The sequence below is a fragment of the Xanthobacter tagetidis genome, from assembly GCF_003667445.1.
Classification (GTDB): Bacteria; Pseudomonadota; Alphaproteobacteria; order Rhizobiales; family Xanthobacteraceae; genus Xanthobacter; species Xanthobacter tagetidis.
The window spans coordinates 241,411-256,188 of record NZ_RCTF01000001.1 but is presented as its reverse complement, the minus strand read 5'-3'; the positions used below and the strand labels follow the sequence as shown (position 1 = coordinate 256,188).

Sequence of the window (14,778 nt, the reverse complement as noted above, 5' to 3'; positions counted from 1 at the left end):
CCCATGCTTGACGCTACCCATTCCCCGTGCCGCGCCAGGAGGCTTGAGCCATGCCGCTTCTGATGGCCTTCCGCCGCTACTGGGCCTTCGTGTTCTTTGCGGTGCTGACGCTGCCGACCTTCGGCCTCGTGCTGCCCGATCTTCCGGCGCCGGCCCGCACCGTGATCGAGCCGGAGGCGCACTGGTGGGAGCGGGCGGCCGAGCGTCTCGACCCCTGGATCAACAACGTGTTCGGCTTCCGCGGCGCGGTTCTGGTGGCGCACGGCACCTATGAGAAATGGCTCGGCACCACCGGCAGCCGGCGCGTGCTCGTCGGCGAGAAGGGGCAGCTCTTCATCAAGGACCAGCAGGCGCTGGAACAGTCGGTGGGCCAGCTGGTGCGGCCGGCCATGGTGCGCGAGCTGGCGGACGTGGCCACGATGCTGGATGCGGAGATGCGCCGGCTCGGCGGGACGTTCGTCATGTTCGTGCCGCCCAACGGCGCCACCGTCAACTACGAGCTGCTGCCCGAATATGCGCGCAACCGCCGGACCTCTCCGACGGAGTACGACCTGCTGCGGGACGAGATGAAGGCGCGCGGCCTCGCCTTCGTCGACGTGCGGCCGGTGATCCAGGCGGGAAAGGCAGGAGGGCCGGTCCAGTTCCTCCTCGACAGCCATTGGAACCACCGCGGCTCGCTGCTCGCCTACAATGCGGTCATGGCAGCGGTCGGGCGGCTGGACCTGGCGGTCGATCCCGCGGATGCCATCGGCCCCCCGCGGCCCAATATGAGGGGCGACCTGCTGCGCATCATGGGCTCGACCAAGCCGGACTTTCCGGACGTCGTGTACCCGCTCAAGGCGCCCTATGATGGCCGGCAGAACCTGACACCCATCGAGGGCGTCATGCCGGCGGCCGATCCGAAGGATCCCTTTCCGCCGCACGCCCAGGAGACCGGCCGGCCCGGGCCGCGCGTCATGCTGATCGGCGACAGCTACACCCAGCATTTCTGGAGCGGATATCTGGCCCAGCGCACCTCGGCCTTCGCCTGGATGCACCACCGCAACTGCCGCTTCGACCTGAATGCGGTGGACCGGTTCAAGCCGGACATCCTGATCTTCGCGCCGAGCGAGCGGTTCATGCCCTGCCGGGGCGCGCCGGAGCGCAATCCGCCGCCCGCCGCGGCTACTCCGCCGCGTGTTTCGCCCTGAGCGCCTCCACCATGCCGGGCAGGCTGGCGCGGCCGGGGCGCGCGCGCTCCATCAGGTGCTCGATGGCGGAATAGTCCAGATAGCCGCAGCGGGCGAGCGAGTGGACGCGCGCGGCGTCGAACCGGCCGTCGACGATGGCGGCGTCGTCGATGAACACGCCGACCACCTCGCCGATCACCATGTACTGGTCCGCCTTGCGCCCGTCGCGGCCCTTGAGCTGGATGGTCTCCACATGGACGCATTCGAGCGCGGCCGGGGCGGCGGCGACGCGCGGCGGCTTGACGAGGCGCGAGGGCGCCTTGGCGAGGCCGGTCAGGTCGAACTCGCTCACGTCCGGCGGCACGGCTGCCGATGAGACGTTCACCTCGTCGATCAGGTCGGCGATGGCGAGCGAGCACACGAACTCGCCGGTGGCCTCGATGTTCGCCACCGAATCCTTGCGCGAGGTGGAGGAGAACATCACCAGCGCCGGGTCGTCGCCGATCATGTTGAAGAAGGAATAGGGCGCAAGGTTCGCGATGCCGTCGGCGGACAGGCTGGAGATCCAGCCGATGGGCCGCGGCGCGATGATCGCCTTGAGCGGGGAGTGGGGCAGGCCGTGGTCGTTCTTGGCGGGCTCGTAGAACATGGGGGCCTCTGCGCGGGAATTAGTCGGCGCACCCGACCGCGCGGCGGCCAGGGCGCGCCCAGGGGGCGGATCGGCCTGATCTTAGGCAATGTCTGCGGCGCGGTCATGCCGCGACTTCGCATGACCGCAGCCCCGCTCATGCGAGCGGGGCGGGGCACCGCGTCTCAGGGCGCCGCCTTTCAGGACGCCTTGAGGTTCACAACCGCCGCCTCGGTCAGCTCCGGCAGGGTCTCGCGGAGCTTGTCGCGCAGCACCTTGCCGCGGTCGCTCTTGGGCAGGCTCTCGGCGAAGTAGATCTTCTTCGGCACTTTCGGCGCCGGAAGGCGCGCGCGCAGATAGGCGGCGATCTGCTCGCCGGTGATGTCGGGGCTCTTCGGAACCACCACGCACACCACCTCCTCGCCATAGATCGGGTCGGGCACGCCGATGGCGGAGCCTTCGAGGACCATGTCGCTCGCCAGGATGACGCCGTCGATCTCGGCGGGCGCGATGTTCATGCCGCCGCGGATGATCAGGTCCTTGGTGCGCCCGGTGACGGTGATGAAGCCGTCCGCGTCGCGCACCGCAAGGTCGCCGGTCTTGATGCGGAGGCCGCGCACCGGCTCGATGGTGCCGTCGTCGCGCAGGGTTCCAAGCGCGGTCTGCGGCCCGCCGATGGTCACGGAGCCCTCGACGCCGGGCGGGCATTCGTTGCCCTCGCCGTCGACGATGGCGAATTCCTGGTGCTTGGCCGGCAGGCCCACCGTGCCGAGCTTGGCCTTGTAGTGGCGGTTGCCGCAGATCCAGCCGGCCTCCGACATGCCGTAGAGCTGGAGCAGGGTGATGCCGTACATCGTCTCGAACTTCACCCACTGCTCGGCGCTGAGCGGCGCGGAGGAGCAGGACATCAGGCGCAGGGTCGGCAGGTCGTCCGCGGTATAGCCGAGCGGCTTGTTGAGCAGCATGTTCAGCACGGTCGGAACGCCTGCCGCGAAGGTGATGCCGTATTTCTGGATCCACTCGAAGAAGCGCGAGTGCGAGAACCGCTTGGCGATGTGGAGCGTGGTGCCCTTCTGGAGGAACGGCATCAGCGAGAGAACCTGCGCCGAGTTCCAGCCGAACGAACGATATTCCAGCGCCTTGTCATCCTCGGTGAGGCCGAGCATGTCGAGGGTGGAGAGGCCGCTGAGCCAGTAGGCGGCATGGTCGTAGACCACCGCCTTGGGCCGGTCCGTGGTGCCCGAGGTGCAGAACACCGCGGCCATGTCCAGCGGACCGTACGGCGCAGGCAGATCCGCAGGCGCCACGGCGGCGGGAAGCGTCGAGAAGAAGTCGTCGGCCGGGTCAGCCGCGCCGTCCTGCCGCCAGGCGCCGAAGCGGACGGTGGGGCCGGCTCCGGTGATGGCGCCGTAGTCGAGGCCGTTCTCGTAGAGCACGACCTTCGGCTTCAGAACGTCCGCGAAGTCGGCGATGTAGGCGTTGTTGAGCTCGATGTTGAGCGGGCACACGACGGCGCCGATGCGCCACGCGCCGAGCCAGAGCAGCAGCTTCTCGATGCACTCGTCGGAGAGCAGCAGCACCTTGTCGCCCTTGCCGACGCCGAGCGCCAGCAGCCGGGCGGCGATGCGGTCGACCACGTCCGCCAGTGCGCCGAAGGTGATCTCGCTGCCCTGGTCGAGGTCGACGAGGGCGAGCCGGCCCGGGTCGCGGTCGCGATAGCGCGCCAGGAGTTCCGGTACGGACGCAAAGGGAATGTCCAGCTGATGGCCGCTGAAGATGTCGTCCATGGGGGCCTCCCGCGCCCGCAAATGTCGCTGCATTCGCAAATGGTTTGGGAAGGCGGACGGTGCGGCCCAGTCCGCCGCTCCGCCCGCCTTCCGCGGCGACCGGCGCGGCTGAGCCGCGCCGGTCGCCGATGCCGGGCGCCGGCCATGCTGGCCGGCGCCGATGAACGCCTCAGTGGCCGGTCTTGGCGAGCAGCTCGGTCCAGCCGCTCATGCGCGCCTGCACCTTGGTGATCTGGTCGCGCGAGAGGAAGTCCTCCAGCTTGACCTTCGAGACCGGGTATTGCGGCCGCAGGAAGTCCTCCTCGTAGCCGTAGGGCACGGTGGCATCGATGCCCATGCCGCCCTCGTAGGAGGTGTTGGTGGCGGTCCATTCCTTGTCGCCGGCGGTCATGCGCTCGGCCGGCATGAAGGTCTGGCCGCGCCCGCCCGGGGTGGGATTGAGGATGTCCGTGCGCGGGTTCACGCGGGTGGTGATGCACCACATGATCTCGTCCATGGAGTAGATGTTGGTGTCCTCGCTGACCGCGATGGCCACCCGCATGCCCTGGGACGTGGAGAGCAGCGCCGAGAGGAAGTTGCGCTGCCAGCCTTCCTCGATGCGGTTGCGCTTCTTCACCTGGATGATGACGCCGCCCCAGTCGGTCATGCAGTAGGGGATGTTCACGTCCTGCACGATGCCGGGCTGCATGCGGTTGCACAGCTCGAACATGGCCGCTTCGCGGATCGAGGTGTCGATGTTGTGCTCGTCCAGCGTATGGGCGCCGAGCGCGAACACGATCGGCTTCGATTCCTGCTTGCGGGTGGTGATGCCGGTGACGTGGAAGGTGGGCGCGCGGTAGGCCTTGCCCATGTAGCCGGCCCATTCCGGGTGGAAATGGTGGCGGCCCTGGGTCTGGTCGGCCTCGGCCTCGGCGGTCTCGAAGCGCTTGTCGCGCGGGTCGATATAGCCCTCGATGACGATCTCGGCGTCGGCGAGCGCATAGGCGTCCACCGTGCGGGCCTTCACGAGGCGCACCGGGAAGCCCTGCGCCGCGCCGGCGACCCCGATCTCGTCGCAGCCATAGGGCAGGATCACATAGTCGAACGCGGCGCCGGCGAGCAGGGTGCAGGCGGCGGGCACGCCGAAGCAGAAGGTCAGCGGCACGCGCTCATTCTTGCGGTAAGCCTCGCTCACCACCTGCCACATGTGGGAGCCGGGCGAGATCTGGAACGTGCCGACATTGCCCCAACGAAAATTCATGCGGTTGTAGCCGAGGTCCGTGCCGCCGCCGAACGCCGCGCCCGAGACGCAGCGGATGCCGGAGCCGATGGTCATCTCGCTTTCAAGCTCGGTGTGGCGGATGGCGACCAGGAAGGGGTTCACGTCGTCCGGGTTCTCGATCACCACTTCCTGGCAGGGCGCATCCGCCTGGGAGATCTCCACCGGCGGCAGCGGATGGGAGAGGGCATAAGCGAGCTTCTGGGTGCGCTCCTTGTCGGACGCCCAGCCGAACATCTTGTTCACGGCGTTGATGTCGCCGAACAGGTTGGTGAGCAGGCGATGGTTGGGCTTGCCCTTCACATTGTTGAAGAGCACCGGGCAGGCGCCGTCCATCAGCTTCTGGAGGCCGGTCAGTTCCAGGTCCGGATTGACCTCCTTGTCGGTCACCACGAGGTCGCCCTGCTGCTCCAGCCAGGCAAGCGTGCCGCGCAGGTCCAAGAGGTGCCGGTTGGGGTGGTTCTGGATGCTGGCGAGGTCGGCCGTGGGCTTGTGGGCGAGGGTCATGGGCGGCTCCTGGATGATTTGGTATTTAAGCGCGTATTTACGCGTATTCGTAACTCAGCTCTACGGTTCTAGTGAACGCCGTCGGCGGCGCGACGGGATTGAAATTTCTTCATAGGCCAATGAGATATTGTGCATTAACGGTATTATAATATAGGAAACCGCTCACTCCCCCTCATAAACGGCATGAACCATATTCGGCCCCTGGCTGGACCTCGCCTCAGATTTAGGTATAGGTATGCGATAAATAAAGCTTACGAATGGGAAGATGCGCATGGGAGCGGCTCGATCTGGGCTTCAGGTGGTTGCGGGGTCGGGTGGTCCGGATCGCAGGGATGCGGTGCGGATTGCCGGATTGAGCTACCGTCTCATGGACCGGCAGAAGCGCCAGTTGCAGATCCTCGACCATGTGGACCTCACGCTGAAGGAGGCGGAGTTCGTCTCCGTCGTCGGGCCGTCCGGCTGCGGCAAGAGCACGCTCCTGAACTTCATCGCCGGCCTCACGCCGGTGCAGAGCGGCGCCGTGGAAGTGTTCGGCGCGCCTCCCGGCGGCACCGAGGCGCCCCTCGGCTACGTGTTCCAGCAGCACGCGCTGCTGCCGTGGCGCAACGTGCTCCAGAACACCGTCATCAGCCTGGAGGTGAAGGGCATCGCCAAGGCGGAGCGCGAGCAGCGCGCCCGCGAGATGCTCACCGTGATGGGCCTCGACGGCTTCGAGGACCACTTCCCGCGCGAGATTTCCGGCGGCATGCGCCAGCGCGTCTCGCTCGCGCGCACCCTGGTGGACGATCCGCGCCTCATCCTCATGGACGAGCCGTTCGGGGCGCTCGACGCCCAGACCAAGCTGCTGATCCAGGAGATGTTCCTGAAATACTGGGAGGAGAACCGGAAGAGCGTGCTCTTCATCACCCACGACCTCGCCGAGGCGGTGGCGCTCGCCGACCGCGTCCTGGTGATGAGTTCGCGTCCGGGCCGCATCCTCGCCGAATACGAGGTGGGCATCCCGCGTCCGCGCACCCTCGACCAGGTGCGCCACATGCCGCGCTTCACCGAGCTGCACGACGCGATCTGGGAAGACCTGCGCGGCGAGGCGCTCAAGGCGATGCAGGGGAGGGCATGATGGATCAGGACAGCGCGCGTCAGGTCACCATTCTGAAGGTGGTGCTGCTGGTCGTCATCGTCGGCGGCTGGGAGCTTTCGGCCCGCTTCGGCCTCATCCCGGTGTTCTGGACCTCCAGCCCGTCGCTGATCGCGGTCGCCTTCTGGGAATCCCTGAAGGAGAACGAGATCACCTACCACACCTACATCACCATGCAGGAGGCGCTCGCGGGCCTTGCCGCCGGCGCGGTGGTGGGCGTGATGCTCGGCCTCGTCCTCGGCGTCAGCCGGGTGCTCGGGGCGGCACTGGAACCCTTCGTGATCGCCATGAACAGCCTGCCGCGCGTGGCGCTGGCGCCGCTGATCGTGATGTTCGTCGGCATCGGCTTCGCGTCGAAGTTCCTGCTCGCCTTCTCGCTGGTGGTGGTGCCGATCATGCTCAACACCTACGAGGGCATCAAGGCGGCGGACCCGCAGCTCATCAACATGATGCGGGTGATCCACGCCAAGCGCTACCAGGTGTTCTACAAGGTGCTGCTGCCCAATTGCGTGCCGTGGATCTTCTCGGCGCTGCGGGTGTCCATCTCCTTCGCCATCATCGGCGCCATCGTCGGCGAGTTCATCTCCGCCCGCGCCGGCATCGGCTACATGATCGATAGCGCCGCCGGCGCCTTCGACACCACCGGCATGATCATGCCGCTCATCGTGCTGATGGTGCTCGCCTTCAGCATCGACCGTGCCTTCGTCGCCACCTCGAACCGCCTTCTGCGGTGGCGCGACGAGGCCCTGAGCTGAGCCCCGCCCCCGGCCGGTCCTCCGCGGGCTGGCCGGGGCACACGGTTCCCCGGCGCCGCAGAGCCGGACGGAAAACAAGACCAACCTGTTGAGGGAGAACGCCATGAATGGGGAACACACAAGGCGCAGGTTCGCCGCCATCGCCATCGCCGCGCTCGGCCTCGCGATCGCCGCGCCGGCCGCCGCCCAGGACACCAAGCTCAATATCGGCGTGTCGGTGAAGTCGATCTTCGGCCTGCCGCTGGTGGTCGCGCGCGACAAGGGCTTCTTCAAGGAAGAGGGCCTCGACGTCACGCTCGAATATTTCTCCGGCGGCCCGCCGGCCACCGCCGCGCTGATGGGCGGCTCGCTCCAGTTCCTCAACGGGGCGCTGGAGAACAACGTGAAGACGGCGAAGGCGAACCAGCCGATCGTCACGATCATGAACATCCAGTCGAACTATGCCGGCGCGATCATCCTGCGCAAGGAGATCGCCGACAAGCTCGGCCGCGCGCCGAAGGTGGAGGACCTCAAGGGGCTCAAGATCGGCACCCTGTCGCGCGGCGGCTTCACCGACGTGTCCACGCGCTACATTCTGAAGACGGCCGGCATCGACCCGGAGAAGGACGCGACGCTGGTTCCGATCCGCGGTGCCGACCGCCAGCTCGCCGCCGGCAAGGCGGGCGAGATCGACGCCGCCATGGTCACCGAGCCGTGGGGGCCGATCGCGGTCGAGGGGCTCGGCGAATGGGTCTATGTGCTCAACACCACCGTGGGCCAGGGCCCGGTCCTGTTCCAGGACATGGGCTATGTGGTGCTGCAGACCACGCGCGACTATCTCGCCAAGAACCGCCCGGTCGCCGAGAAGGTGGTGCGGGCCATCGTCAAGGCGCAGAAGTTCATCGCCGACCCGAAGAACGTCGAAGAGGTGACGCAGATCGCGCTGAAGGAGTATGGCGACAGCCAGCCCAAGGCCATGCGCATCTCGGTGGAGACCCAGGCCAAGACCTACGTGCCCTACATGAACGAGGCGATGATCGGCAAGACCATGGACCTCCTGGTGCCGAACGGCCTCATCAAGGAGCCGGCGCCGGCCTACAAGGACGTGGTCGACGCCTCCTTCGAGCCGCTGTGGAAGGCCTACGGTCCGGTCAAGTGAGCCGCGGCTGACGATCGGCCGGGCCCCGGTAGGAGGCCCGGCACGCAACAGGTGCAAGGCGCCCCAGGCGCCAATAACAGGTGCAAGGCGCCCTCCAGGCGCCAAAAACAGGTGCAAGGCGCCCCCGGGCGCTTCTGGGCCGCCGTCTCCGGTTTCGGAGCGGCGGCCTTTTTTCGTCGCCGCCGGCCTTGGCGTCAGCCGACCACCGGCACGTGCCGCGCCACCTCGATCCCCTCGGCGTCGAGCCGGCAGACGAGGCCGATGGCCTCCACCCCGAGCGCGCGCGCCGCGTCGAAGGCGACGCCGTAGCCGGGATCGAGGTCGCGCGCGAAGCCGATCTGCCGCGCCGAGCCGATCTGGCTCAGATAGACCATCACCGCCCGGCTGCCGGCCTTGGCCATCTCGCCCAGCTCCACCAGATGCTTGGCACCGCGCGCCGTCACGCAGTCGGGGAATTCCGCAAAGCCGGGCCGGCGCATGAGGTGGACGTTCTTCACCTCCACGAGGCACGGCGGGCGCGCGTCGTCCTCCAGCAGGATGTCGATGCGGCTGTTGCGGCCGTATTTCACCTCGCGGCGCAGGCGCTGGTAGCCGGCCAGTTCCGGCACGAGGCCCGAGGCGATCGCCTCCGCCACCAGGCGGTTGGGATGCATGGTGTTGACGCCCACCCATTCCGGGCCGGCGCCGAAATCCGCCTCCACCAGTTCCCAGCCGAACGGCAGCTTGCGGCCCGGCCCCGCAGCCGGCGAGAGCAGGACACGCGCGCCGGGCTCCATGAGCCCCAGCATGGCGCCGGAATTGGCGACGTGGACCGTGACTTCGGTTCCGTCAGCCAGCACCACGTCGGCGAGGAAGCGCTTGTAGCGGCGCAGCAGACGCGCCGGCACGAGGGGCAGGGGAAAGCGCATGGCGGGCGCTCAGGCCTTGCCGTCGCTTTTGCCGTCGAGGCGGATCAGCGTCTGGGTGCCGGTGGCGCAGTGGACGCGCCGGCCGTCCGCCTCCGCATGCACGTCCACCCGAACCACCGTCAGGGTGCGGCCGGAGCGCAGCACCTCGCCCGCCGCCACCAGGCGCTCGCCCTTGCCGGGGGCCATGATGTTGATCTTGTACTCCACCGTCAGCACGGTCGCGTCGGCCGGGAACAGGGAGAAGGCGGCATAGCCGCCTGCAACGTCGGCGATGGCGCCCATGGCGCCGCCGTGGAAGAAGCCGTGCTGCTGGGTCACCTTGGCGTCGAACGGCAGCACCACCTCGACCCGTCCCGGCGATATGGCGCCGAGCGCCGCGCCCATGATCTCCATGAAGGGCTGGCGGGCGAAGCTGTCGCGCACGCGCGCCTCGAAGTTCGGATCGGCGGGAACGAAGGCGGCGGGGCGCGCGGCGGCATCGGCCATCGGGATGGGTCTCCGGGAGAGGGGCGGGAGGTGCCGGAAAGATAGCGCATCTGCCGCACGGCGCAGCCCCGCCGGATGCGGGACGGCGCCGCAGGCGCGGCCATTGACTTGGCCGTGCGCCCGCGCCTCAGTAGGCGGCGCGCCAACCTGGGGGGAAAGCGCCATGAGCTACGCTTATCTGTTCATCGCCATCGTCGCCGAGGTGGTGGCGACCTCGGCGCTCAAGTCGGCCGAGGGCTTCACCCGGCTCTGGCCGTCGGTGATCGTGACGCTGGGCTACGGCACTGCCTTCTATTTCCTGTCGCTCACGCTGCGCGACATCCCGGTCGGCATCTCCTATGCGATCTGGTCCGGGGTGGGCATCGTTCTGGTGGCCGGCTTCGCCTGGGTCTACTACCGCCAGGCGCTGGACCTTGCCGGCATGATCGGCCTCGGCCTCATCATCGCCGGCGTGATCGTGGTGAACCTGTTCTCGAAGACCGCGGCCCACTGAAGGGCGACGGAGCGCGGACAAGCCGCGCTCCTTCCGGTCAGGAGCCGGCCAGCTCCGGCGCGGCGGCCGCAGGGCCGGCGGGCAGGAACAGGTCGAACATCCGCCCGGTGGCGAGCCGCTGGGCCTGGAGCACGGCGCCCGCCATGCCCTGCGCGTCCGCCGCCGCCTCGCGCGCCAGCGACAGGGCGGTGGGGAAGGGGGCGTTCAGCGACGCGACCACCTCGTCGCTGTCGAAGCTCAGCTCGGCATCGAACTTGCGCGCGATCTGCTGCATGCGCCGGTTCTGCGCCAGGCAATTGAGGCACAAGGTGCGGATACCGCGATTGCGGGCGATGAGAATCACGCGCTCCAGAAGAAGCGTGCCGAGCCCGTGGTTCTGGTAGGCGTGCTCGACGCTGAAGGCGGCCTCCGCCTCCCCCGGCAGCACGTCGCCGAGCGGGTAGAGCTCGGCCGCGGCGCGCAGTTCCCCGTCCACGAAGCAGCCGTGGACGATGGCGCCGGACCGGAAGGCGCGGGCGGCGTAGCGCGCGACGAATTCGTCGGATACGGCCGAGCCGAACCGAAACCGGCGGCTGTCCGCATCGAGGCGCAGGAGGTGATCGCGGAAGATTTCCGCTTCGCCCGCCCACAGCTTGCGGATGATGCCCGGTGCGACCTGATCGGTCATGGTGGTCTCCACTTGTGGCGTCGTCTCCGGCGTGAGCGTTCGCTCTCGGCCGGCGGCTTGTCGCCAACGACACCCTGCCGGGCGCATGCGCCACGGCGTCCTCGGATGCCCCCGGGGTTCCTCCGCAGCGGAACTTATGTGCGTTGCAACAAAGGTCAAGCATATTGACCTGGATCAAGTGCTCCGTCCCTTTCCCGCCATCGGGCAAAGAGCGGTTACGGCCATGAAATGAAACGGGAAACGTGCTGCCATGCGGTTTGTGCACTTCTGCTGCGCTGCACCATCCGGGCTCGGCCCTCATTCGGCCGCGATCCCCGAGCGCGCGAATCGGCCATCCGCCGGGGGGACGCCCAGCCTTGCCGCACCGGCGGGGCTCCTCTAAGACGCCCCCAGCCTTTGAACATCAGGATTCCCGCTTCGCGGGCGCGAGCAGCCATGGCCAAGACCGATAAGCCGACCGACCAGCCGAGCGATACCAAGAAGAGCGACCGGCCGAAGGCGCGCCTGCCGCGCGGCCTCGCCGACCGCACCGGCGCCGAGCTGTCCGCCACCCGCGCCATGCTGGAGAAGATTCGCGGCGTGTACGAGCTGTACGGCTTCGAGGCGCTGGAGACCCCGGCGTTCGAATATACCGACGCGCTCGGCAAGTTCCTGCCGGACCAGGACCGGCCGAACGAGGGCGTGTTCTCGTTCCAGGACGACGACGAGCAGTGGCTGTCGCTGCGCTACGACCTCACCGCTCCGCTCGCCCGCTACGTGGCGGAGAATTTCGACAAGCTGCCCAAGCCCTACCGCTCCTGGCGCGCCGGCTACGTCTACCGCAACGAGAAGCCGGGGCCGGGCCGGTTCCGCCAGTTCATGCAGTTCGATGCCGACACGGTGGGCGCGCCCTCGGTGGCCGCCGACGCGGAGATCTGCATGATGGCCGCCGACACGCTGGAGGCGGTGGGCATCCCGCGCGGCTCCTATGTGGTGCGGGTCAACAACCGCAAGGTGCTCGACGGCGTGCTGGAGGCCATCGGCCTTGGCGGCGACGAGAATTTCGGCCGGCGGCTGACCGTGCTGCGGGCCATCGACAAGTTCGACAAGTTCGGCGCCGAGGGCGTCGCCCTCCTGCTCGGCCCTGGCCGCAAGGATGAGAGCGGCGACTTCACCAAGGGCGCAGGACTCAATGACAGGGAAATTGCAACTGTCCTGTCATTCACATCTCATAATTCTACTTCTGGTGCAGCCCCATTACTCGATTGGAAAAGACTCATTTCTACGAGCGAAATTGGCACTGAGGGGATCGATGAGCTTCTTCAGATTGAAGAACTAATTCAGGCCGCCGGCTACTCCGACCGCGTGAAGATCGACCCCTCGGTGGTGCGCGGCCTCGAATACTATACCGGCCCGGTCTACGAGGCCGAGCTCACCTTCGAGATCACCGACGAGGATGGCCGCCCGGTGCGGTTCGGCTCGGTGGCAGGCGGTGGGCGCTATGACGGCCTCGTGGCCCGCTTCCGCGGCGAGAAGGTGCCGGCCACCGGCTTCTCCATCGGCGTGTCGCGGCTGCTCGCGGCGCTCGCGGCCCTCGGCAAGCTCGATGCGGATGCCGAGATCGGCCCGGTGGTGGTGCTCGCCATGGACAAGGAGCCGGCGCGCATCGCCGACTACATGAAGATGGTGGCGGACCTGCGCGCCAACGGCATCCGCGCCGAGATGTATCTCGGCGGCGCCGGCATGAAGGCGCAGATGAAATATGCCGACCGGCGCGGCGCTCCGGCGGTGGTGATCCAGGGCTCCAACGAGAAGGCGGCCGGCGAGGTCCAGATCAAGGACCTGGTGGAGGGCGCGCGGATCGCCGCCTCCATCGCCGACAATGCCGAATACCGCGCCGCCCGCCCGGCGCAGCTCGCCGTGCCCGAGACCGAGATGGTCGCCGCCATCCGCGCCATCCTGGAGCGGCGCGCGCAGGGCACGCTGGGCCTCGCGGACTGAGGGGGCGGCGGACGCCGCCCACCCCATCCCAAACCGCCGTCATGCTCCGGCTTGACCGGAGCATCCATGCGACCTCCCCGCGTCGCGCCCGGCCGCAGCATGGGCCCTCCGGTCAAGCCGGAGGGCGACGGCGGGGATACGGATGCCGGTCGCTCCATCCCCAAGCCGCGACGGCGGGAATGCGGATGCCGCCCATCCCATCCCGAACTGCCGTCATGCTCCGGCTTGACCAGAGCATCCACGCCCCATCCCGGCCCCAAATGCTGCGCCGCCATGTGTTTGGTCACGATTCCGTGCTATCGGCACATCCGCGACACATTCTGCCCGCGCGGAGAAGCCCCCTCATGTTCCCGACGCCCAAGCCCGTCCTCGTGCCGAACACCTATGCGTACGAATCCGAGCCCATGGTGAAGCCGACGGGCTTCCGCGAATATGACGCGCGCTGGCTGTTCCAGAAGGAAATCAACCTGATGGGCGTGCAGGCGCTGGGCATGGGCCTGGGCACGCTGATCCATGAGATGGGCGTGAAGCCGGAGATCGTCACCGGCCACGACTTCCGCTCCTATTCCTCGTCCATCAAGCTGGCGCTGGTCTCCGGCCTCATGGCGGCGGGCGTGAAGGTGCATGACATCGGCCTCGCCATGTCGCCCATGGCCTATTTCGCCCAGTTCGCGCTCGACGTTCCGGCGGTGGCGATGGTCACGGCCTCGCACAACGACAACGGCTGGACCGGCGTGAAGATGGGCGTCAACCGCCCCCTCACCTTCGGGCCGGACGAGATGACCCGCCTGAAGGAGATCGTGCTCGGCGCGAAGTTCGACCTTAGGGGCGGCGGCGCCTACCACTTCGTGGAGAACTTCCCGGAGGTCTACATCAAGGACCTCACCGACCGGCCGAAGCTCAAGCACCCCATCAAGGTGATCGCCGCCTGCGGCAACGGCACCGCCGGCGCCTTCGCGCCGCGCATCCTGGAGGCGCTGGGCGCCGAGGTGATCCCGCTCGACTGCGAGCTGGACCACACCTTCCCGAAATACAACCCGAACCCCGAGGACATGGAGATGCTCCATGCCATGCGGGACGCGGTGCTGGAGCACAAGGCGGACCTCGCGCTCGGCTTCGACGGCGACGGCGACCGCTGCGGCGTGGTGGACGACCATGGCGAGGAGATCTTCGCCGACAAGATGGGCGTGATGCTGGCCCGCGACCTCGCCAAGATCTATCCCAACTCCACCTTCGTGGTGGACGTGAAGTCCACCGGCCTGTTCGCCACCGATCCGGAGCTCATCAAGCTCGGCGTCAAGGCCGACTACTGGAAGACCGGCCACTCCTACATGAAGCGCCGGGTGAACGAGACCGGCGCGCTGGTGGGCTTCGAGAAGTCCGGCCACTACTTCTTCAACAAGCCGGTGGGCCGCGGCTATGACGACGGCCTCGTCTCGGCCATCGCCGTGCTCGACATGATGGACCGCAATCCCGGCAAGAAGCTCTCCGAGCTGCGCGAGGCGCTGCCCAAGACCTGGTCCTCGCCCACCATGTCGCCCCACTGCGCCGACGAGGCCAAGTACGGCATCGTCGCTGAGGTGGTGAAGTATTACGAGGACCTCGCCGCCAAGGGCGCGCTCGTGACCGGCCAGAAGATCCGCGACCTCGTGACGGTGAACGGCGTGCGCGTCACCTGCGAGGACGGCTCCTGGGGCCTGGTGCGCGCCTCTTCCAACAAGCCCGAACTGGTGGTGGTGGTGGAGAGCCCGGTCTCGGAAGCCCGCATGCGCGAGATGTTCGCCGAGGTGGACGGCGTGCTGCGCACCCATCCGGAAGTCGGCGCCTACAACCAGACCATCTGACGGCTGCGGCGGCGAGGGTGCGG

The 14,778-nt window shown here is 67.8% G+C and carries 13 protein-coding genes; 7 read left to right on the top strand and 6 right to left on the bottom strand.

Going from position 1 to position 14,778, the window contains the following annotated elements; translation table 11 throughout:
- The first annotated feature begins 50 nt into the window (after positions 1-50).
- On the top strand, positions 51-1,190 hold the full coding sequence (locus D9R14_RS01150) for an alginate O-acetyltransferase AlgX-related protein (RefSeq protein WP_121621453.1): 1,140 nt from the start codon (positions 51-53) through the stop codon (positions 1,188-1,190).
- Here the strand turns inward: D9R14_RS01150 and D9R14_RS01145 are convergent.
- The 3 genes from D9R14_RS01145 to D9R14_RS01135 form a co-directional block, all read right to left on the bottom strand.
- Positions 1,165-1,818 carry a flavin reductase family protein gene (locus D9R14_RS01145; RefSeq protein ID WP_121621452.1) on the bottom strand — a complete coding sequence of 218 codons (654 nt, stop codon included), beginning with the start codon at positions 1,816-1,818 and terminating at the stop codon, positions 1,165-1,167. The genes D9R14_RS01150 and D9R14_RS01145 overlap by 26 nt on opposite strands.
- Positions 1,819-1,997: 179 nt before the next feature.
- Positions 1,998-3,584, bottom strand: a complete 1,587-nt coding sequence (locus tag D9R14_RS01140) for a class I adenylate-forming enzyme family protein (protein WP_170168436.1) — start codon at positions 3,582-3,584, stop codon at positions 1,998-2,000.
- Between the two features lie 169 nt (positions 3,585-3,753).
- The gene (locus D9R14_RS01135; protein WP_121621450.1) at positions 3,754-5,349 is read right to left on the bottom strand and encodes a UbiD family decarboxylase; all 1,596 of its coding nucleotides are present in this window, start codon (positions 5,347-5,349) and stop codon (positions 3,754-3,756) included.
- A gap of 352 nt (positions 5,350-5,701) precedes the next feature.
- Between D9R14_RS01135 and D9R14_RS01130 the strand changes: the two genes are divergently transcribed.
- The 3 genes from D9R14_RS01130 (at position 5,702) to D9R14_RS01120 (ending at position 8,377) form a co-directional block, all read left to right on the top strand.
- The gene (locus D9R14_RS01130) at positions 5,702-6,466 is read left to right on the top strand and encodes an ABC transporter ATP-binding protein (protein WP_210210791.1); all 765 of its coding nucleotides are present in this window, start codon (positions 5,702-5,704) and stop codon (positions 6,464-6,466) included.
- Positions 6,466-7,239 (top strand): ABC transporter permease, encoded by a 774-nt coding sequence (locus D9R14_RS01125; protein ID WP_170168435.1) that lies wholly within the window; start codon positions 6,466-6,468, stop codon positions 7,237-7,239. Before D9R14_RS01130 ends, D9R14_RS01125 begins: the two co-directional genes overlap by 1 nt.
- Positions 7,240-7,342: 103 nt before the next feature.
- Positions 7,343-8,377, top strand: coding sequence for an ABC transporter substrate-binding protein (locus D9R14_RS01120; protein ID WP_121621447.1), 1,035 nt, complete (start codon positions 7,343-7,345; stop codon positions 8,375-8,377).
- A 194-nt stretch (positions 8,378-8,571) separates the two neighbouring features.
- On the opposite strand, the gene sfsA is transcribed toward D9R14_RS01120, so the two are convergent.
- Together sfsA and D9R14_RS01110 are read right to left on the bottom strand one after the other, a co-directional pair.
- Positions 8,572-9,285: a DNA/RNA nuclease SfsA gene (sfsA, locus tag D9R14_RS01115; RefSeq protein WP_121621446.1), complete on the bottom strand. Its 714-nt coding sequence runs from the start codon at positions 9,283-9,285 to the stop codon at positions 8,572-8,574.
- 9 nt (positions 9,286-9,294) lie between these two features.
- Positions 9,295-9,771, bottom strand: a complete 477-nt coding sequence (locus D9R14_RS01110) for a PaaI family thioesterase (RefSeq protein WP_121621445.1) — start codon at positions 9,769-9,771, stop codon at positions 9,295-9,297.
- A 163-nt stretch (positions 9,772-9,934) separates the two neighbouring features.
- Between D9R14_RS01110 and D9R14_RS01105 the strand changes: the two genes are divergently transcribed.
- On the top strand, positions 9,935-10,264 hold the full coding sequence (locus D9R14_RS01105) for a DMT family transporter (RefSeq protein WP_121621444.1): 330 nt from the start codon (positions 9,935-9,937) through the stop codon (positions 10,262-10,264).
- Between the two features lie 37 nt (positions 10,265-10,301).
- Here D9R14_RS01105 and D9R14_RS01100 read toward each other — a convergent pair whose 3' ends face one another.
- A complete protein-coding gene (locus D9R14_RS01100; RefSeq protein ID WP_121621778.1) occupies positions 10,302-10,931 on the bottom strand; it encodes a GNAT family N-acetyltransferase in 630 nt (209 codons plus the stop codon).
- A gap of 435 nt (positions 10,932-11,366) precedes the next feature.
- On the opposite strand from D9R14_RS01100, the gene hisS reads away from it, so the two are divergent.
- Both hisS and D9R14_RS01090 read left to right on the top strand, forming a co-directional pair.
- The gene (hisS, locus tag D9R14_RS01095; protein ID WP_121621443.1) at positions 11,367-12,911 is read left to right on the top strand and encodes a histidine--tRNA ligase; all 1,545 of its coding nucleotides are present in this window, start codon (positions 11,367-11,369) and stop codon (positions 12,909-12,911) included.
- Between the two features lie 344 nt (positions 12,912-13,255).
- On the top strand, positions 13,256-14,755 hold the full coding sequence (locus D9R14_RS01090) for a phosphomannomutase/phosphoglucomutase (RefSeq protein WP_121621442.1): 1,500 nt from the start codon (positions 13,256-13,258) through the stop codon (positions 14,753-14,755).
- Positions 14,756-14,778 lie beyond the last annotated feature (23 nt).